Source organism: Paenibacillus sp. 2RAB27 (assembly GCF_052115445.1).
Taxonomy (GTDB): domain Bacteria; phylum Bacillota; class Bacilli; order Paenibacillales; family NBRC-103111; genus Paenibacillus_E.
Window position 1 is genome coordinate 12,329 of the sequence record NZ_JBFRGR010000054.1, and the last position, 19,982, is coordinate 32,310.

At 38.6% G+C, this 19,982-nt stretch carries 21 protein-coding genes; 10 read left to right on the plus strand and 11 right to left on the minus strand.

What is annotated here, in order from left to right:
* Positions 1-165 precede the first annotated feature (165 nt).
* From AB4114_RS33635 to AB4114_RS33645, 3 genes are all read left to right on the plus strand, one after another.
* Positions 166-1,182, plus strand: a complete 1,017-nt coding sequence (locus tag AB4114_RS33635; RefSeq protein ID WP_441992319.1) for a CobW family GTP-binding protein — start codon at positions 166-168, stop codon at positions 1,180-1,182.
* A 119-nt stretch (positions 1,183-1,301) separates the two neighbouring features.
* Entirely contained in the window at positions 1,302-2,312 is a 1,011-nt protein-coding gene (locus tag AB4114_RS33640; protein ID WP_441992320.1) for a permease, read from the plus strand.
* A 24-nt stretch (positions 2,313-2,336) separates the two neighbouring features.
* Positions 2,337-3,404 carry a TIGR03943 family putative permease subunit gene (locus AB4114_RS33645; protein WP_441992321.1) on the plus strand — a complete coding sequence of 356 codons (1,068 nt, stop codon included), beginning with the start codon at positions 2,337-2,339 and terminating at the stop codon, positions 3,402-3,404.
* A 600-nt stretch (positions 3,405-4,004) separates the two neighbouring features.
* Here the strand turns inward: AB4114_RS33645 and AB4114_RS33650 are convergent.
* Positions 4,005-4,193 (minus strand): hypothetical protein, encoded by a 189-nt coding sequence (locus AB4114_RS33650; RefSeq protein WP_441992322.1) that lies wholly within the window; start codon positions 4,191-4,193, stop codon positions 4,005-4,007.
* 78 nt (positions 4,194-4,271) lie between these two features.
* Positions 4,272-5,945, minus strand: coding sequence for a ribonuclease J (locus tag AB4114_RS33655; protein ID WP_441992323.1), 1,674 nt, complete (start codon positions 5,943-5,945; stop codon positions 4,272-4,274).
* Between the two features lie 367 nt (positions 5,946-6,312).
* Here AB4114_RS33655 and AB4114_RS33660 point away from each other — a divergent pair, with 367 nt between their 5' ends.
* From AB4114_RS33660 to AB4114_RS33675, 4 genes are all read left to right on the plus strand, one after another.
* The gene (locus AB4114_RS33660; RefSeq protein WP_441992324.1) at positions 6,313-6,546 is read left to right on the plus strand and encodes a hypothetical protein; all 234 of its coding nucleotides are present in this window, start codon (positions 6,313-6,315) and stop codon (positions 6,544-6,546) included.
* Positions 6,547-7,027: 481 nt separating this feature from the next.
* Entirely contained in the window at positions 7,028-7,837 is an 810-nt protein-coding gene (locus AB4114_RS33665) for a hypothetical protein (protein ID WP_441992325.1), read from the plus strand.
* A 429-nt stretch (positions 7,838-8,266) separates the two neighbouring features.
* Positions 8,267-8,638: a WGxxGxxG family protein gene (locus tag AB4114_RS33670; protein ID WP_441992326.1), complete on the plus strand. Its 372-nt coding sequence runs from the start codon at positions 8,267-8,269 to the stop codon at positions 8,636-8,638.
* Positions 8,639-8,739: 101 nt separating this feature from the next.
* The gene (locus AB4114_RS33675; protein ID WP_441992327.1) at positions 8,740-9,258 is read left to right on the plus strand and encodes a DUF3231 family protein; all 519 of its coding nucleotides are present in this window, start codon (positions 8,740-8,742) and stop codon (positions 9,256-9,258) included.
* A gap of 292 nt (positions 9,259-9,550) precedes the next feature.
* Here the strand turns inward: AB4114_RS33675 and AB4114_RS33680 are convergent, their stop codons facing one another.
* Positions 9,551-10,036, minus strand: coding sequence for a hypothetical protein (locus AB4114_RS33680; protein ID WP_441992328.1), 486 nt, complete (start codon positions 10,034-10,036; stop codon positions 9,551-9,553).
* A 339-nt stretch (positions 10,037-10,375) separates the two neighbouring features.
* Positions 10,376-11,101 carry a polysaccharide deacetylase family protein gene (locus tag AB4114_RS33685; protein WP_441992329.1) on the minus strand — a complete coding sequence of 242 codons (726 nt, stop codon included), beginning with the start codon at positions 11,099-11,101 and terminating at the stop codon, positions 10,376-10,378.
* Positions 11,102-11,244: 143 nt separating this feature from the next.
* Between AB4114_RS33685 and AB4114_RS33690 the strand changes: the two genes are divergently transcribed.
* The gene (locus AB4114_RS33690; protein ID WP_441992330.1) at positions 11,245-11,535 is read left to right on the plus strand and encodes a YhcN/YlaJ family sporulation lipoprotein; all 291 of its coding nucleotides are present in this window, start codon (positions 11,245-11,247) and stop codon (positions 11,533-11,535) included.
* Positions 11,536-11,968: 433 nt separating this feature from the next.
* On the opposite strand, the gene AB4114_RS33695 is transcribed toward AB4114_RS33690, so the two are convergent.
* The gene (locus tag AB4114_RS33695) at positions 11,969-12,127 is read right to left on the minus strand and encodes a hypothetical protein (RefSeq protein ID WP_441992331.1); all 159 of its coding nucleotides are present in this window, start codon (positions 12,125-12,127) and stop codon (positions 11,969-11,971) included.
* Between the two features lie 125 nt (positions 12,128-12,252).
* A complete protein-coding gene (locus AB4114_RS33700; RefSeq protein ID WP_441992332.1) occupies positions 12,253-14,394 on the minus strand; it encodes a glycoside hydrolase family 3 protein in 2,142 nt (713 codons plus the stop codon).
* Between the two features lie 137 nt (positions 14,395-14,531).
* Between AB4114_RS33700 and AB4114_RS33705 the strand changes: the two genes are divergently transcribed.
* Positions 14,532-15,446 carry an AraC family transcriptional regulator gene (locus tag AB4114_RS33705; protein ID WP_441992333.1) on the plus strand — a complete coding sequence of 305 codons (915 nt, stop codon included), beginning with the start codon at positions 14,532-14,534 and terminating at the stop codon, positions 15,444-15,446.
* A 68-nt stretch (positions 15,447-15,514) separates the two neighbouring features.
* Here the strand turns inward: AB4114_RS33705 and AB4114_RS33710 are convergent, their stop codons facing one another.
* The 4 genes from AB4114_RS33710 to AB4114_RS33725 all read right to left on the minus strand — a co-directional run bounded on the left by AB4114_RS33710 (position 15,515) and on the right by AB4114_RS33725 (position 18,340).
* A complete protein-coding gene (locus AB4114_RS33710; RefSeq protein WP_441992334.1) occupies positions 15,515-16,381 on the minus strand; it encodes a hypothetical protein in 867 nt (288 codons plus the stop codon).
* A gap of 312 nt (positions 16,382-16,693) precedes the next feature.
* Positions 16,694-17,245 carry a hypothetical protein gene (locus tag AB4114_RS33715; protein WP_441992335.1) on the minus strand — a complete coding sequence of 184 codons (552 nt, stop codon included), beginning with the start codon at positions 17,243-17,245 and terminating at the stop codon, positions 16,694-16,696.
* A 416-nt stretch (positions 17,246-17,661) separates the two neighbouring features.
* A complete protein-coding gene (locus AB4114_RS33720; protein ID WP_441992336.1) occupies positions 17,662-17,895 on the minus strand; it encodes a DUF5071 domain-containing protein in 234 nt (77 codons plus the stop codon).
* A gap of 88 nt (positions 17,896-17,983) precedes the next feature.
* Complete coding sequence (locus tag AB4114_RS33725) at positions 17,984-18,340, minus strand: hypothetical protein (protein WP_441992337.1); 357 nt, start codon at positions 18,338-18,340, stop codon at positions 17,984-17,986.
* A 97-nt stretch (positions 18,341-18,437) separates the two neighbouring features.
* Here AB4114_RS33725 and AB4114_RS33730 point away from each other — a divergent pair, with 97 nt between their 5' ends.
* Positions 18,438-18,803, plus strand: coding sequence for a DUF3888 domain-containing protein (locus AB4114_RS33730; protein ID WP_441992338.1), 366 nt, complete (start codon positions 18,438-18,440; stop codon positions 18,801-18,803).
* 249 nt (positions 18,804-19,052) lie between these two features.
* Here the strand turns inward: AB4114_RS33730 and AB4114_RS33735 are convergent.
* Positions 19,053-19,982, minus strand: a 930-nt coding sequence (locus AB4114_RS33735; protein ID WP_441992339.1) for an alpha/beta hydrolase, incomplete at its 5' end; no start/stop codon positions are given.

The window sequence follows — 19,982 nt, forward strand, 5'->3', positions numbered from 1 at the left end:
TATTAGTAACAATTACTATTATATTAGTAATACCTTATCAAGCCTTACTACGACACGTCAAATATAAATCACATCGCTTTTTCAAATCTTGCAGCAAACTGTTTTTTATAATACAATTTAATTCGTAATCATTACATTTTAATTCCGAGTAAAGGAGTCCTMCTTTTGAGCAAAGTTCCCGTGATTGTTATGAGTGGTTTTTTAGGCAGTGGCAAAACAACACTGCTTATCCGTATGCTACGAGAAGCTGCCATCTTCAATCTTTTACCTGCTGTTCTTATGAATGAGCTTGGCAAACAAGATGTAGACGGACATCTTCTTCAAGAAGCTTCACCCGATGTGAACTTGGCCAAACTGCTCGATGGATGTATTTGCTGCTCCAAGAAGAGTGACATAAGCGGTTCTATTAAACAATTGTTAGTTCGCAAGCCTGATGTCATTCTCATTGAATTGACTGGTGTTGCCAACCCAGAAGAAATCGTCGATGCTCTCACCGAACCCGCATTACTTCCTTATGTGAAACTGCATAAAGTCATCACGGTACTTGACGCTGAGAATGTACTTGACTATAACAGTATCTTCGCCTCGGACCGCGAGCTGGTTCACACGCTTCGCAGACAGATGGAAGTTGCGGATCTACTTATTCTAAATAAAATCGACCTTGTCACAGATAAACAGATAAAAACAATTGAAAAAACAATTCGCAAATACAATAAACACTCTTTGCTACTTCCAACGTCTAATAGTAAATTTGATTTAAGTCTTATTTTCGGTGAGATTCCTCCAATGCAATATCAGTCTGCGAATACACTGAGTTTCAACAGAAGCATGCAAGTGCAAACCATGAAGACCCCACCGTCATTGAAGCAGTCTGACAAACCTAAAGCATCTTTTTCACGTATTCAGAGTATTTCTATTCCTATTGCGAGTGACCTTCAGTTAAATCAACGATTTATTGAACGTTATCTAGCCGACTGGGGGGCTAAGCTCCTTCGTGCTAAAGGTTATTTACTGATTGGCGCTAAACTTGAATCGTTGCTCATGCAATTTGCAGGCAATCGTATAAACTGGCAGCCAACATCCTATCAGGGAACTCCTTATCTTGTTCTCATAGGCTTGGATTTAGACGTAAAATCCCTGGAAGAAGATTGGGAGAGACGTTTAATTGACTTTAACGCATAAAGAAATAAAGCAGCCTGAAGTGCTTAATTTAGCAGGCTGCTGTTTTTATTAAGAATGTCCTATTTCTCTATTACACTTCATACGTTATAGTAGTAATTTTTTTGATTAAGGAGTTTACAATGCCGAATACGATATACAGGACTACGATGCAAATAATGGCAGCTATTTGTTTCATCCTCATTTTACTTCTTCTAAAAGATTTTGATTTCTTACCTAGTTTATTTACAGTTGAACACATTCAATCCTTTAAAACCATTTTCATCAGCATTCTCTTAGAAGCAATGCCGTTCATTTTACTTGGCGTATTATTGTCTTCATTACTCCAAACATTCGTGTCTGAGAAAGCGATCCAACGATTTATTCCCAAAAACCCTTTCCTCGGAATTTTGTTTGCATGCTTGCTAGGTATTCTTTTTCCAATGTGTGAATGCGGAATGATTCCCGTTGTTCGAAGGCTCATACTGAAAGGAATGCCCGTCTACATCGCAGTGGTATTTATTATAACCGGACCGATTATTAACCCTATTGTGTTCGCGGCTACGTTCATGGCTTTCCGAAACCAACCATCTATTGCCTATTCTCGAATGGGACTAGCTTTCCTCGTGGCCATTGTTATTGGGTTAATCCTTTATCGTTGTATCAAAAGCAATCCGCTACGAATCAGTCGTTCAAGTTTCGCAAGCCAGTCCGAGTTGGAAAGTCATCAGCATTCAGGCGGTATTTCAAGTAAATTAAACACATTTTTCGTCCATGCTTCCAATGAGTTTTTTGATATGGGTAAATATTTAGTCTTCGGTTCTCTGTTGACAGCCATCATTCAGGTATTTATGCATCGCGAAAGTCTTCTTGCCATTGGTCAAGGCCCAATTAGCTCTCACGTGTTTATGATGGGTTTTGCGTATATCCTTTCCTTATGCTCGACCTCAGACGCTTTCGTGGCCTCTTCTTTTCAAACGTCATTTACACCTGGTTCATTGCTTACTTTCCTTGTATTCGGACCTATGCTTGATTTCAAGAGCACGCTAATGCTGCTTTCCGTGTTTAAATCCAGATTCGTCTTGTTTCTAATACTCTTAATTTCCATTACCGTACTAGCTTGTTCACTGTTTTGGGAACATTTTTTTTCTTAAAAATAGCTTTTAGGAGGTATAACTTTGAATCAAATTCGTATAACCAGCTTACATTATTTTTTTCGTACGATCATTTTGCTTGGCTTCTCCGGTTATATTGTGTTCCTTGTCAAATCAGACGCTCTTCAATATTACATCGCTCCGCGAATGATGATCTACGTGAAAACAGCTTCAGTCGTCTTATATATTATTGCTAACTTTCAAGGCTATCTGGCACTTCGTGCCTACTGGGGTAGGCCAGTTGCTTGTGAATGTGAACAGCCCGTTACGCGATCACGTATTCGTAATTCAGTAGCTTACGGCCTTCTGGTATTGCCGCTGATGATAGGCTTCTTACTTCCGGACACAGCCTTAAACAGCGCGATGGTTGCTGCCAAGGGAATTAATCTTTCGGCAGGCACATCCAATTTCGCCAAACCCAAAGTAACTTCAGCTGCCGAAATATCGAGCACTCCGATTCCAAATGTAAATAGTTTAGGAGTGACAGCAACACCGAGCCCATCAATGGTTACACGAGATGACACGAACAAGGTTACGGTTATTCCTAAACCTGCTACTAGCGATAAAACGCCGCCATTCGCTCAACCAACAACTCAACCTGATGCTCCACCTGTCGCTTCACAAGATGCTGAGATCGAGAAGTTATTCAAAACTACCGATGAATGGAACGAAGACTTTGCGAAGATGGGCGTCATTCTCTATAAAAAAGATCATATCGTTGTACAGCCAGAAATTTTCATGGAAATCCTTTCAACCATTGACCTCTTCAAGGATAACTTTATAGGCAAAAAAATAGAGCTTACCGGCTTCGTGTATCGTGAGGAGAAGATGTTAACGAGCCAATTTGTCGTTGGCCGATTTGCAGTAAGCTGCTGCTCAGCAGATGCTTCTCCCTATGGCGTGCTGATTGACTTCCCAACAGCTCAAAACTACCCAAAAGACATGTGGGTTAAAGTTACCGGCACAATTCAAAATGGTAACTATAATGGCAATGATATTTTCAAAATCGCAGCCACCCAAATCGAGAAAATCGCTGCTCCTAGTTCGCCTTATGTTTATCCGAATTTTGAACCGCTTAAAGTGCTTAAGTAGTTGAGGAAAAGTGAATGCTGACGTGCGAGGATCCCACCGCTAGCTACTAGCTATTTCACTTTTTATTCATCTACGTCTCATCAGAAAAACTTCTAAGCAAGCTAAATGATGAGACATCTGTAGCTGGAAAAATATAAATTACACGATAGAGTCATCTCTTATCGCGTTGTATGTAAATATTGTGAACGATTGCATTATTTGTTCGTTGCAAGCCATGTCGTAAAACTTTGAATATCTTCGTCACTATTTTATCTGTGATCTGCTCCTGGGTTAGTTTGCCCACAATTTCGCGAGGCTCGACTCTCTCTTGTCCCTTTCAGGGCTACTTTGTCACAAGGCTTCAACCTTAGGATCTCTCCACCAGTTGCCTGTTAGCTATGAGGCGACTTGGCTCTTATTTCGATTGAACTTCCATCAATTAGTTGTGCCTAGCTTTGCTAGGCGCGCCAATAACTAAAAAAGCCCGCGATTTACGCGGACTTTATTCGGACCATATTCTTGTCAACTGACACTAATAAGATGTGTTTGTTTAAAGCTTGCTTCATTCTTATAAGCTTACTCCAGGATCAGCAGGAGCAGGTCTATTTCAATTCGATGGAATTAGTCGCTATCATTATCATTACTGAAAATATCATCCAGCTCTGAAGTATGTTCGTTTGCTGCAGCCTGGATCTCTTGATCTACTTGATTACTCCCTTGAATTTGTTCCGCAGCTTCGGCTTGATTGTTCAGTTGCGGGGCAATTTGACCAATGCCATGTGCGCCTTGATGTCCTCGACTCGATGTCATCGTAGTTGTACCCTCCCTTTTCGGTAAATGGACTTCTAGCTATATTATGGCGCTATTTTCCATCCTTATTCACGAATATTAAACCTGAATGATAATCGGCAATATCATCGGCCTTCTTTTGGTCTGGGTGTATAAATATTTACCAACCGCTTCTTTAAGCGCTTGTTTATAGAGCCCMCATTGGTTCGTTTTGGTCTCTTGCAGCTGTGTGATGGTCGTTAATGCAATCCGATGTACTTCCTCCATTAATTCCTCAGATTCTTTCACGTAGACGAACCCGCGGGATATGATATCAGGCCCTGATACAACGGTGCCATCCGATTTACTGAGTGAAAGCACAAAAATCAATATGCCATCTTCAGATAACACTTTCCGATCTCGTAAAACAATATGACCAACATCTCCAATACCAAGTCCATCTACTAGCGTATTTCCATTCGGAATATGCCGCTCTTGACGAGCGATAGAGCCTGTAAAGTCAACTACCTCGCCGTTATTGATAATAAAAATGTTATCTGAATTTACACCAACAGCTTCAGCTAATAAACGATGCTGATACAGCATGCGATACTCCCCATGAATTGGGATAAAGTATGTAGGCTTCATTAATGTGAGCATGAGCTTTAATTCTTCCTGACTGGCATGACCGGATACATGCATGCCAGTTACCGATCCGGAGCCGTAGATCACTTTAACTCCTTTCGCGAATAAGTTATCTACGATACGAGCTACGTTCCGTTCGTTACCAGGAATAGGTGTCGCTGCTAGAATCACTGTATCACCAGGAGAAACTCCGACTTGGCGATGTGTGCCACTCGATAAGCGGGCTAATGCAGCCATAGGTTCCCCTTGACTTCCCGTACAGAGGACAACAAGCTCATGCGGAGAGTAACGATTCACATCTTGAGCTTCAATTAACATGTCAGGAGGCATTCTCAAATAGCCCAGCGATAAAGCTATTTCCACGACATTGACCATGCTTCTCCCTAAAAGGGCGATTTTACGGTTTGTTTTTTCCGCTGCCACAATGACTTGCTGTAACCTGTTGACGTTAGAGGCGAAGGTCGATAAAAATATTTTTCCTGTAGCCTTGGCAAATGCTTCCTCGATATGATCCCCTACGAAGCGTTCAGATGGTGTGAAGCCTGGCCTCTCCGCATTCGTACTCTCAGAGAGTAGAGCAAGTACCCCCTTTTGACCGATCGCTGCCATTTTATGAATATCTGCATATTGCTCGTTTACTGGAGTTAAATCAAACTTAAAATCGCCTGTATGTACAACTACGCCTTGCGGTGTATCGAAGACGATACCTAAGCAATCAGGAATGCTGTGGTTCGTTCTAAAGAAGCTTAGCGGAATGGCTCCTAATATAAGGTTAGTATTTGCATCAATCTCGTGTAGCGTAGTCGTGCCCAGAAGTCCGTGTTCTTTCAATTTCCCCTTAATAAGACCAAGGGTAAGTCGCGTAGCATAAATGGGCATGTTCAACTGTTTGATAATATAGGGTATACCGCCAATATGATCCTCGTGTCCATGAGTGATAACCAAACCTCTCACTTTATCAATGTTTTCAAGTAAGTAAGAGATATCTGGAATTATCAGATCTATGCCCAACAGGCTTTCATCTGGAAATTTGGAACCACAGTCGATAATGACAATATCATCGTTATATTGAATAACGTACATATTTTTGCCAATTTCATTTACTCCACCAAGGGCAATAATTGATAGCTTATCCTGGTTTGACTCCAATAAAAAAACCTCCATAGCTTGTACGATTAAGTTTTAGGTAATTTTCGACGCGTGACAATGGTACAAATAAAACATTTCGCTTTTTTTCCTTTTAACATTTGCTCGTTTTCGCAAAGTAAACAACGCATATGATCACCTCTGTTTTATTGTGTCCAAAAGAAATAATCAAAAATTCACTTTTTCAGTAACTTTATTCTATTTCTATTTAGAACTATCTAGATAAATTGGACATTATATCGAGTATTTAAAATGACTTTAAAATAAAGGGAAACTCATGGAACAATTATTTAAACAAATGGGCACTTTAAGAACTTAAATCTGGGCATCCTAACATTGAATTCAAATCATGTTAAAAAGGAGACAATTAATGAGAAAGATTATTATGGTTACAATTTCTATTGTTTTAATATTAACATTCAGTTTTTATGCGGTTAATAGCTTAACTATATCAGTTAATAATGGACCGAGAGTTGTTGCATCTGGAACCGGTAGTAGAAGTAATACGCTTGATACAAGTTATTCGCCTTTGCCAGGTAACAGTGTAAAAGAAAATAAACACGTGACTAGTTACAAAAATAAAGGCACAGTATTGATGTACTAGGTTYTGTAAAGTTCTGTAAGAATATCTTATCTCACATTTAAGAAGCGAGCCCTAAATATAGCACTTAATATTCAGGAGGTTTTCCAATTATGAAAAATAAATCATTCATCTCTGCGCGTTTAATTGCTAGTTCATTAAGCATTGCAACAGCTGTATCTTTTCCGATTTATTTTGCTATGAAGGGAAAATAAATGTGATTGAAACAAAAAATAACCCAAAGGATTAATCCMTTGGGTTATTTCATATTTACTGTATTCTCGGTTTAGTCGGATCGCAATCKGGAGCTGTGATGTCACCGGTTTGAGCAAGTTTCAATAAATAATAGCATTCTTTGTTTATCAAAGAAAGGAACCCCTTTCCGGACTAGTACCGTTAAATAACCAATTATTTGCAGGATAAAAACAGGAGGAATCCTAATAATAATGTAGGCTTCTAAGGGATTTCCTTTGCCAAGATAGATATTCTAGGAGGGAAAGTAAACATGAATCAATTCGGACAGCAAAGCCTAAACAATTCATCTCAATCGTCCAATACAAACGGATACGCAAATTCTTATTCTTCGCAGGCCCCGGTCGGTTCTCATTACGGTGGCTATCAGAATCAAAATACACAGGACAACGCATTTACGCAGAATACTTCCCAGCCAGTCATTTCCCATTACGGAGGTTACCAGGCTCAAAATCGGGAACAGAGCGGACAGCCCTACAATCTTTCCCAAATGAACGCTTACTCTCAAAGCGCTTCACAGCCGGTCATCTCTCACTTTGGCGGTTACCAGGCACAAAATTCCCAGCAATACACGCAGCCCAACCATACAGCCCAAATGAATACTTACTCTCAAAGCACTTCACAGCCGGTTATTTCTCATTACGGTGGCTACCAGGCACAGAATTCCCAACAATACACGCAGCCCAACCATGCAGCCCAAATGAATGCTTACTCTCAAAACGCCTCACAGCCGGTTATTTCTCATTACGGTGGCTACCAGGCACAGAATTCCCAGCACAATATACAGCCTAACCATGCATCTCAAATGAATGCTTACTCTCAAAACGCCACACAGCCGGTTATTTCTCATTACGGTGGCTACCAGGCACAGAATTCCCAGCACAATATACAGCCTAACCATGCATCTCAAATGAATGCGTACTCCCAAAACGCCTCACAGCCAGTCATTTCTCATTACGGCGGCTATCAGGCGCAGAATTCCCAGCATAGTGGATATCAACAACAAGGATCACTACAATCATCACAACCTGTGATCGCGCACTACGGGTATACAAGTAACTAATTTAGTCGAATAAGTAAATTGAGGACTTTCACCTCTAGTGTTTAGGGAGGTGAAAGTCCTCTTTTATAATGCTCCAAATCGTAAAGAATGAACAATTTCTCTTTCACGCAAGAATTTTAAGCTATCCTGTAAATCCATATCGACTGACCTCCTCTTCAAACTTGCAAAGGCCAAGGTGTCTCCACCCATTGCCAAGGCTGCCTCGTGAAGCTATGACCAAAGGGCAATGTAGCGCTGGCATAATGTCCCTATTCGTAAAGCTTCATACGGACTAAATTGTGAGTAGACCAGGCGGTTGAACATGCATATACAATTGTGGCGGCGTATTGAGTTTATGATTAATTCCACTAACTCCCCCATTAAAAAACGCCTTTGTTGAACATCCTAACTAGTGATACCAAATAAAGAGTTGAGAGGAGATAGGTCAATATGAAAAAGGTTCAAACTCTTACGTTAGCTATTTTATTAACATCAGCATTAAGTGTTGGAACAGTTAGAGCACATGAAAATACAGGTGTTGGAATGAATTCTTCAACAAGTACAAATAGTAATGTGAATAATTACGGTGCATACGGCACAAATACAGGAACGATTAGCTCACCTTCTGCTTCTCCCAGTACTAAGCTTAACCAAGCAAATTACGGCAATGGGGTAAATTCTTACTCTAATAATTCAAATTCCATCCGTGCTTATGATACCGTAAATTCGAGATCGAATGCTTCGAACTGGGGTTGGCTTGGATTGATTGGTCTGTTTGGCCTAGCTGGAATGAGATCAAGAAATAAAGTTGGGGAAAAATAAGCTAATTTATGCTTAGTTCAAATTAATCATTCATGAATTATATAATGGCATTCAGACATAATAGTAAAGTCAAAAATTAATAATTGAGGAGATATAAAAAAATGGGAATTTTAAGTGGAAATCCAAAAGATGAACCTCTACACTACGGAGAAATTTTTAGTGTATGGCAAGCTTCCACAGTAGCAAAAGGGGCTGTATCTTGCTATCAAGCTTATTTAAATCACTCAGGTGACAAAGAACTAAAAAAAGTTCTAGACGATCTGATTGATCAAGCAAAATTGGAAATTAAAGAACTGGATAAGATTCTTGTAGACAATGGAATTCCATCTATTCCTATGCTTCCTGAAAGACCATCAGTTAAACTTGAAGACATCCCAGTTGGTGCAAGATTTACAGATCCTGAAATTTCAGCCAAAATAGCAGCTGATGCTTCACTAGGACTAGTTGCTTGTAGTCAAGCTATGGGACAAGCTATTAGAGAAGATATTGGCGCTCTATTCGCGAAGTACCATATAACTAAAACAGCCTTAGGATTAAAAATACTTGAGATGAGTAAAGAAAAAGGTTGGCTGATTCCTCCACCGCTACAAATTAAAAGACCTGAGACTGTTAATGCTTAAGGATTAGGTAAAAAAGTGAGTTGGAACCCCTTGAAATCAGGGGATCTTGCTCACTTTTTTAAACTTAACAACCAAAATTAAAATCATCCAGTTACAGGATCTGTAGATCCCAGTTTTTGAGGGGATGCATACGGACCGATGACAGCTCCCAATCAAGTAACTGATCCCTTAATTAATAAAAGCCGCGATTTGCGCGGCTTTTAATGAGATAAGTTATTGAATTTTAATGTCGGTTGACAAGAACTTGGTGTGTTTCCTTTGATGGGGCGCTTAGTATGGTTGACTTACATTGTCAGTCCTGGTGATGAGTTGTTTTATTTGTTTTAATAATCACTTCAATTCCTGGTTTCGGATAATTTTCCTGTTCGAAATTCTCCGGATCCTTTATTGACCACGTAACGAAAGTTAAATATTCGTCACTCGGCGCTCGAACTTCCTCAAATTCCGTTACAAGCTCTTCCCCAGAATCAATAATTCTATATATGAGAGAAAAATTTGCTATATTTGCAGCTACTTTTCTGTCAACAATATTAACAGTACTGATATTACCTGGCTGAAGTTCTATACCTAAAGCAACGTTACCTGTATTAAGATTCATCCCAGATTCGGCAATATTAGTGTTAGCTCCTTGCGCCAATCCGATCTTGCAAACGTAAATTGTTGATTTATTGTTTAGCCTGAACTCATGAGTACACTGGGCTTCCATATATGCCTTGTACTCCTTTTCAAAATCTTCTCTCTTAAGTTCCTCCGTTTTTAATAGCGCTAATTCTGTCACTAACTTTAATCGCTCCTTATATGATCATTTATAAACCGTATGTGCTAAGGTTTCAAGACAATCTTTATTATTTGTAGAAGCTTGTCTTGTTTTTTAAAATTGAAAACTTCTACAGGATTTGTTTTCCGAGCATGCTCCAAACGATAATCAACATGGTCGATGGCTATAATGAAAGCATGTAATGGTAATTTGTGCGGATTACTTCATTTCTATCCCAAGCCGCGAATCCAAGAATAATGAAAATGTCAGCAAATTCCGTACGCTTTGATCATAAGCTGTAGAGTAGTAATTATGATATCAACTAAGGCATGCCGCATCAGCAGCATGCCTCTTGAGCGTTCACGGATTCTTAGCAGGGACTGCCTTCCGATAGGTTAACAACTCGGAGACAGTAACAAACCGATACCCCCTCTTTTCCAATTCCGGCAAAATCTTTTTTAGAGCCTCGATGGTCTGAGTAGGACCTTCCACGTAATCGTGGAACAGTACGATATCCCCGCTGCTTGAATTGTTTAAAACTTTATTTACAATGTTATTGACTCCTGGCTTTCTCCAATCCTTCGTATCCAAATGCCATGACCACATTATCATTTTATATCCTTCTTGTTTGACAATACTGACTAACCTCTCATTATAAAAGCCCCCAGGCGGGCGAAATAATTGACATCGAATCCCGGCTACGGAGAAAATGGTATCCTCTGCTTTATTAATTTCATTTTTCATGTTAGTCCGTTTAGAAAGAAAAGCATGGCTATATGTATGATTGGCTATCTCATGTCCTTCGTTTATTTCTCGTTTGAGCACGTCAGGATAAAGTTTTATTTTATTCCCAATCACAAAAAAAGTGGCTTTAGCATGATACTGCTTGAGCAAGTCCAGGATTTGCGGTGTATGACTCGGATGAGGACCGTCATCGAATGTTAAGGCGATCACTTTCTCATCGGTAGATACTTCCCAGACGACTTCACCGCGCTTTTCATAATAAGACCGGTCTTTTTGAGGAACGGCGTAACCAACAGACTGAAATAATAAAAAGAATATACAAAAAGTTAGGATCGTTCTCATTGTTGCCTCCTGATTTTAGTTCTTTTTTCAAAATTAGGATGCACCAATCTTTTAAATTAACTCGGTGAAAAAAATGGTTATAAAATTTCGAATAGAAAGTTCAATTTAATAGAAATCTTAAAGTAAGAAAGGAATGTGATAAGATGAGGATTCAAACTTCAAATGCGATTACAAATATCGGTCAAACAGGCATTACGCCCCAGCTTGTAAAGCAAATCGCTGACCAAGTTCGTGAGACTGACCCAAACATCCAAACGGTATACGTGTCTACAAATCCTGAATTTGATCAGCCCGTTAATATGGAACAAGAACTAATCACTTTGCGACGGATGATTAGTGATTTTTTTGCAGCAGGCATGCCTTATCGCCGTTATAATACCCATTCTTACACGCTTCATATTCGTTTCTCCTATTTGGAAATATTCTTCCAGTAGAAATATTATTTCTTAATCATGTTCAATTCTTTATTAATGACAGACAGTAATTCCTTGGGGATCTTAAAGACAGACAGTTTAGAAATTTTTTCAATGGACATGATCCCCTTCATGACAGTAAACCTTGGGCTCTCTGCCATGTCTCCGAAGAATTTTTTGAATATTGCCTTAGCTTCCTCATTGCTGTAAAGGTCTTCTATCGTATCAAAAGTAGAATACTAGCCCTCTTTAAGAATAATTTCCTGAACATTTGATAAATCAAATTTCTCGAACCAATTAATGACATGTCTTTTTTCTTCTTTTGCAACGTAGATATAATTTTTATCTATTTCGGCTGTATGATTAAGAACCATTTCCTCCTTATAGATAACGCCATGCTCGTCCGTTCCCGCTACTGTTATGCGATTCTCCCCTAAAGACAGGGGGACTGCCTTCAATATTTGGACTGTGTTACCTGATTACGAACCACCTGAATTGAATAATAGCTATTATAAATCAAGAATGAAAGCACAGGCAGCATGACCACAATTAATCCACTAATCAATTTGAAACGAATCGTGTTAAAAAAAGTATTAGAATTCGGCAGTCTCATTGCTTTCCTCCAATTTGCCAATCACTTTTCCTAAACAATTTGTATACCAATAATATATCCACCGTAATCGTTATGTAGGGTTCTGTTCCCATCAGGCCGCACTGTACAAGTTTGCTGGCTTTTATTCACAGATTTAATTTATTCTCATAAGTTAGTCCGTGGCCAAGTTTATAGAAGTTACCATCACTATCCTTATAAGCATATGATAATCCTTCAGGCATATAATTGTCCTTATCATAACCCGAAACGTCATTTCTCGACACACAATTCCCATTTGTATCAACCGCAATGACGGCTTCACTCGCTGGCAATGTTAACGGTAGCACACCTACTGGTCGGCTATTGCCTGACATAACTTCAAATTGCGCCTTATAGAACGTGTCGTATCCAGCAATCAATGCATCTGCCAAAGGTTCAACATTGCCAAGTATCCATGGCAATGTAACATTAACACTTATAATGACTTTTCCTCCGCGACTGCGAATATTTTCTGTAACTTCTCTTAGATGATTCATACCGGTCAAGGTCGTTTCTTGGTAAGACGAACCATCTAAAGCCGTCTCTGTCTTATTCTCACAAATTTCAAGCTCTAACAATCCTGGCGTTGCAGAAAAATAAGCGCCCGATTTAGGATGTAAGAACAAAATCGCTGCTTCAGCTTCTTCATAGTTATCGGTCAGTGTAAATTGTCCAAGCTCTTGACATTCTTTCTTTGCTTTTGCCGTATATGCAACTGCTCGTTCTGTATCCTTATGAAAAACTTCCACATAAACCAACTTACTCTCTAGTTTTTCAACGGTTAAGGGTAATGTCTGATTTTGGTTTTTTAGCACTGTTACTGACTTTTTATGTGCTTGATAGGCCGCATCCCAATGAGCAGATTGACTAACGGTTGCTTTAGCTAAATCTGCAGAAACATAAGTACGATCATCGAACAGACCTAAAGCAAACATTTCTGTAAGTAGACGTACATTGGCTTGATCGATACGCTGTTCACTTATCCAACCATTATTGATAGCTGCTTTCAAATTTTCAATATCATTGGTATCCGCAACCATATCTGTACCCGCATTGATAGCTTTTGCAAAACGTTCAGCTTCGCTCAACGCTTCAACGCCCCAGCTCATTTTACTCGTGATGCCGCTGTCGCTGTTGATGTAGCCTTTGAACCCTAATTTTTCTCTAAGAATATGATTTAAGAAATAATGATTAAATGTAAAACCAACCTCTTCGTACGGTATGTCTTCACCCTCGAATTCTTGAACGACACTCTTTTTAATACTTGGCATCGAATAATAAGGCATAATCGATGAAGTTCCATGATCTACCGCTGCCTGAAATGGAGGCAAGTGATATTTCTCCAAGCTCCCTGGAGTTGGATATAAATTCCACTTACCTTCCTCATAATGAGGATCAAATCCATTTTCCCTTGCTCCTCCACCTGGGAAATGCTTCGTTGTCATCGCAATACTATGTGATCCTAAGCTCTCCCCTTGAAAACCGTCAATAATCCGACCGATGGCGTCAGCAATAAATATCGGATCTTCACCAAACGTACCATATGTCCGTTGCCATCTCGGATCTGTAACTGTATCAGCCATATACATATAGCCTTTTCTTAGTCCCGTAGCATCCCACTCATCATGGGCGATTTGAGCAAATTGGCTAATTAGTGAGGCATCGCCGCCATTTTTTATATCTCCCTTAGCTGCTGCTGCCAGGCCTAGAGTTCCTGGCCAAGTCGAGAAAATTCCTGCTGCGTCATTCATACCGAAGATGAATTCTGTATTTTCGTTTCTCGAGTTAGATGCTATCAAACAAGGGATACCAAGACGAGTTCCTTCACAAACTTCATTCATTGTATTTACCCATTCGGCCATTTGAGCTGGACTCCAGTTGTCTCGCAAGATGAAGTGGCGTAAATGCATATTTTCGATCGTATACGTTGTTCCCATTACTTTGGTTATTGCGAAAATACTTTCTCCTTTTTCAACAATACCTTCATCTAATACACCATCGTGACTTGTCTTACTCTTATCTTTTTGAGATAGCCCCATCTGACGTGTATTAATCAGCATCATACCGACCTTTTCATCTACATTCATCAAGGAAACAAGATTCTCCGCACGTTCCTTCGGACTCAACCGCCAATCTTTATAGGGATCCAGTTTCCCATTGCCATTCAAATCTTTAAATTTTAATCCATCCACTTCAATAATGGTCTTGGATCTAACTTCTAAAAGGGGTTGTTTCATTCTCATTTCCATGATTTATTCCTCCTAAATAATTTGTTACCGCTTTCTCAAACTGTTATACTTCTATAGTAACAACAATAATTTCAAAATAATCGATATATATTGCTAAATATATTGTAATTATTGCTATTCGAAAGGACACCACTGCCATGAAGCTATCTGATCTTATTCCAGTTAAAAGTAATGGTTTTGAAATTAATTATTTGATTAAAAAAAACCAATCCCATGATTGGCTTGTAAAAAATAACAAATCATCCATTGATTTTTCTCAAATCCAGAATTTATTTCGATTACATAGGCACGATGCGACAGAAATCCTTGTCTTTTTAGAAGGGGAGGTTGAATTCTTTTGTGAAKGACAAACGTATTCCCTCAAGAGAGGAGATGTTGTTGTCATCCCTCCTTATGCAGTTCATCAAGCTATTGTTAAGAATTTCGATGCATATAAACGAATTATTGTTAGTGTCAGTGAACATTTAATGGATGATTTTATGTCTAGTTCACCATCTATGAAAGAGAATGTTGTGAATCAAAAGATGCAAGGCTCGTATTTGCTCCATTTGCATGCCAAAAACTTTCAACATATCACTTCTTCACTTCAAGAAATTCATCAAAAAATAATAAATGGGGAAAAAAATAATTCTTTTTCAATCAATTATCTCTTTTTCCAAGTACTTCAGGACATCTTTGATCCTGCAGGTAGTATCCCAAACCTTAGTAACAAAAATGAACTGGAGCCAAGATTCGTATCTATACTAGAATATATTGAATCACATTTAACAGAACCAGATTTATCCTTAGATAAGGTATCCGATTATTTCCATTTAAATAAGTACTACTTTTCTCACTACTTCACTAAAAATATGAACATCCCCTTTTATCGCTATGTATCATTAAAGCGTCTATCTTACGCTGTAACTATGATTAAACAAAATCAGATATCCATAGAGAGAATCTCCTTGAAATGCGGTTTTCCTGATTACTCCAGCTTTTATAGATTGTTCAAAAAGGAATACAACCTTTCTCCCAAAAAGCTGCAAAAAGAATTTAAACATGTATATTAACCTGCATACGCTGATTAGGCGTAAAAGCTGGCAGATATTTAGTGCAACGAGCATTATGATATTCATAATTAATGATGCTGTCGAGCCAATTGCATTTCCAAGACGCGGCTTCTGGTGTCGGTGGGTTTGTACTGTTTTAAGAACCCGTGGTCAAATGTAAAAAAGGCGTAACCTTCTTTGTTGCCAATTTCAATGAAATGCTTCCCCTCCTCCACAAAAAGGGATGAGTAAAAAACTTCTTCTTTAGCCTCATCAGGGAAGAGACTACTATCCCATTGAATTACTGTCGATTCGAAACGATCATATTCTGCGACCCAACGATGGATCTCAACAGCAGGCGGCACCCAATCCGTCTGGTTTCCGACCCATTCAGGGACACCGTCATTGTCGAGATCCATCGGAATGGCGGTATGTCCTTGAAAATCGATTACCTTCCATGAATCGGTCTTGTGATGATAAATCACCAACCCATTCTTTGCACCTATTTTACCAAAAGGGATTTCAATAGACGCGCCAGACACATCCCCGGTTAAGAAATTCATCGGATTAATCCAAACTTGATTTTCATTAAAATTAGTCAAGTTACCCAACTTCCACTCCGAGTTCTTACCCTTGAGATACACCGTATATATTGGTGAAGCATCACCACCACTTTTATAAATATGAACTTCCGCATCAGAGCGAGATAGAGCAAAGCTTTTGATAAGCTTCGCCTCAGAAGGAGGAGCGCCTGACTCTAGTGGTTGTCCCAGACCTTCACCGAAGGGAAACGCTATATTCTCAAGAAACAAGTTAGGTCTATAGACCGATTGCTGGTCACTATGTCGAGAGTTTGCTGTTGGCATACTGGTATGATGAACCTGATCATCACTACAAGCGAGAATACTAAGCAATATCGGTGTCATTATGCCGGTAAACCGGACTATATTCATCAATATATAAATCCCTCACTCTCCTATTTGTCTTTATCATTAAATACTAATAATTGAAAAATGACAATTGGTGAACTATGTGCAGATCCAAAACAAACAGCAACTCCCATTTGTCATGTTACTTGCAAAACCGATCCGGCAGCCTGAGCTAATGTTTCCAGTTATGTCATAATATTACTCAGCAACCTTAAGCTCGATCCAGACTGGCCCTAACCAGGAATCTATTCGGCACCAGTCTCGCCAGACTTCATTCACCATCACCCTTTGGGGGCTCAAATTGGCTCCCGTTTCCATACCATCTGGAGAACGAAAAAGCTACGTCGTACTTTTTAGCTGGACTTCCTGCCGGACCTCGCTCACCTCGAACAAAGCCGTGTAACGCGGTGAGATCCATCTTTCTCCGTTCAATGTCTCAATCAAGTAGCGGCTATCCCACTTTGCTTTCACTTTTACAGTTTGCGGCGCCAATTTCATCCCTGTAGGCTTGGTAAGTCCGGGATCGCTATAGAGCGACTCCACACCGAAAATCTCCAGTCTCGTATCAACTGACTTTTGATTTCCCAGAAGCGCGTTATTTGGCATTATCCATGCATTTCCAAGCCAGGTAGAAATCAAGTAAATCGGAACCAAATAACCTTCCCCATGTCCAACTCTCCGTTGACTGTTGTCCAATATAGTAACCGTTTGGGGAGCTATGATTCCGATTGTCTGCCCGTTTTCACCTAATAAAGTAGTGTCCTCAAATAAGGTAATTGTCTTCGCTGGAGATGAATCCTCGACAGCTATAGTTGTTGTTGCGAATACTTCCTTTACCGCCAAACAGGCGATTAATGCTATAACTACTACAAATAGCTCTCTTTTTTTCATATCGAAACTCCTTGTTACTGAATTTTGACCAAAAGAAAATCGCCACCAAAACGCCGGCTATTATAACAACCAACACAAATCTTTAATATGTAAATAATTTATTCATGAAACATCTTCCTGTAATTACTACTAAACATTTAGACGTTCAATATTCACGAAAGTTCCATCATTTTACAGAAATTTAATTCTAATTTGAATCCGCTCTACTGTCCGTTAACGCTTAAAAATTTCACTACAGTGGGCTCTCTAAGAAGTCCTTTTACGGATGCTTGATCTTGCACTATTTTCAACTGATATTGAATTTTCCATATTTTTTTGTAGTTTCATCCACGTCCGTCGGTTCATTTATTATCGAAATTACTTTGCTTGATTCTAAACTATTTATATATCTTACACCTAAACCAAGACTAAAAGCCTTATCTAATAATGGTTTCCAGAATCATTAGAGCAGTTTCATTCACCTCTTCCAGCAATTCACTTTTGGTTGACGTATTAGCAATTCTAATTAACTCCGGCTGAAATTCCGTGATTAAATGTATTGGTAGTTCCTTTACAAAATGTTTTAAGCTCCATTCTTTCMAAATATCATCATTTGATTTTAATACATCTTTTATATGTGGTATTGTCTCTTCTGGATATCTAAGTAACAAAGTTGTTAGTTCTGTAGAGGATTATTATATCGATTTCTTACATTCGCTAATATCGCAAATAGTAGATAATTTCCCCTATGTATACAACTTAATTATTGAATTTAAAAACTTTGGAGAACCCGACATCATTCAGTTCTTTATCTTCTTCGGTAAATTGATTATTTGTATACCCAGATAATGTTTTTCTCCAGAAACTTATAGTATCCAAATTCTTGTCCGTTGGTGTAGTAAAGAGCATCCATTTTCCTCGATGTAAATTGAAGACTTCTCTTACAGAGTTTTCGCCTATTCCTTTACCTCTATAGGGTCTTAGAATAAATATTTCGTTTATCATAAAGTCACAATTATCAAACAAATAGGGTGGCGTTGTAACCAAGATAAATCCTGCTGGTAAGTTTGAATTATGCTGCCCGTTAATACCAAAAGAGGACTTGCCACGTGGCAAGCCCCATAACTATCTTTACCCTTTAATTTAATGGAGTGTTTGAATAATCAGCCTTTATAAATGGGAAAATACAACAAATACTAAAAGGGGATTTCCAATGAAAACTATAATTATTTTAGTAGCCTTTATTACACTATTCACAAATGCAACACCTATTCAAGCAAACCCAATTAATCTGAACAACGAAGAAATACCATGTGATGTATTGAAAGATGCATTTGTTGGGACTTTGCTTGGATCTATAGGCAAAGTTCTTTCGCAGTATAAAGATGAAAGGCAATTCATGGTTGATAAAATGCTGAAGATCAATAGATCGTCGTGGGGTCAATACTATTGGGAGACAACATTGAAAGTAACGACATTTTCTGGAGCTCATAATCCGCCGTATAATCATTATACGATTACCTTTACAAATCAAAACCCCGAGAAACAAATAAGAGCTATTAAGGTCATACAAGAATAGATAATCTGATTAACCCATTGCGGAGCGAGGCTGGTCGAAGTAGCCCTTCGATATTAATCTAACGGTTCTGCGTTAGCTAAAACCATAATAGCTCCTATAAAACTCCAAAACTTTTTCTCTGTGAATTAAACTTGGTTCTAAACCATGCTTTTCAAGTAGTAATTCAGTTGTGTCCATGTAACCACCACCCGTTTCAAGTTATCAGCTACTGTTCTTTATCCATAACCAGCTACTGCCATGCACGTTAAGTTATACTACCTTAAGGAAGTTCTTTATTTCATTCCATGCATCCCCGCTGGAGAATATGAAAGAGTGATCACCAAGATGAATTGTCTTCATTGTCTTCTCTCCTCCCCATTTAGCTACAAGGTTTTTAGAAGATTCTATAGGAATATTTTTATCTAAGTCCCCTGCTAAGCATAGTAACGGAGTTTTAATTGAAGATGCCTTTTTTATTGAATTATAAGATTCTCCAATAAAATAAGATAGCGGAAACATATTATGTAGCTGTAAAGCGTTTGAGATTGATTTGCCCTTAAACTTAGAATAATTATCAAACGGAGAAACTAGAATTGTGCCAACTGTTGAGCGTTCACTTGATAAGTTCACAGCAATTCCCGTTCCTAGGCTATATCCCATCGAGACTATTTTCTTATTATCAATATCACTTCTTTTTGAAAAATAATCATAAATTAAATTTGCGTCATTGTTTAAACTATTCTTACTTGGTTCTCCTTCACTCAGTCCATACGATCTATAATTAATTAATGCTACAGACCATCCATCTAAACCCTCAGCAATCGATAACATATCAGATACTTCTTCCCCAGAACCTCCAAAGTAAATAAGTAGCGGGGCTTCTTTAACACTCGAATTTTTCATAAGCCATCCGTACAAGTTTATATTGTCAGATGTATTGATTTTAATTTCTTCAGCATCACTATAAAGCAACCTAATCTTTTCAGCAGTAGATTGATCAATCTTTTTAGGTTGGTAAACAAGATGATTAATTTTAATAAGTTCGTCCAGATTTTGATAAAAAAAGAGACAAATGATTAAATATGTGCCAATTAAGATAGATAAAGTTAATGATAGTACTGCTATTAATTTTCTTGTATTTCTTCTAACTAATCTCAATAAAATAAGAGTTGTAAGTATAAATAGAATAAGGGAACATAC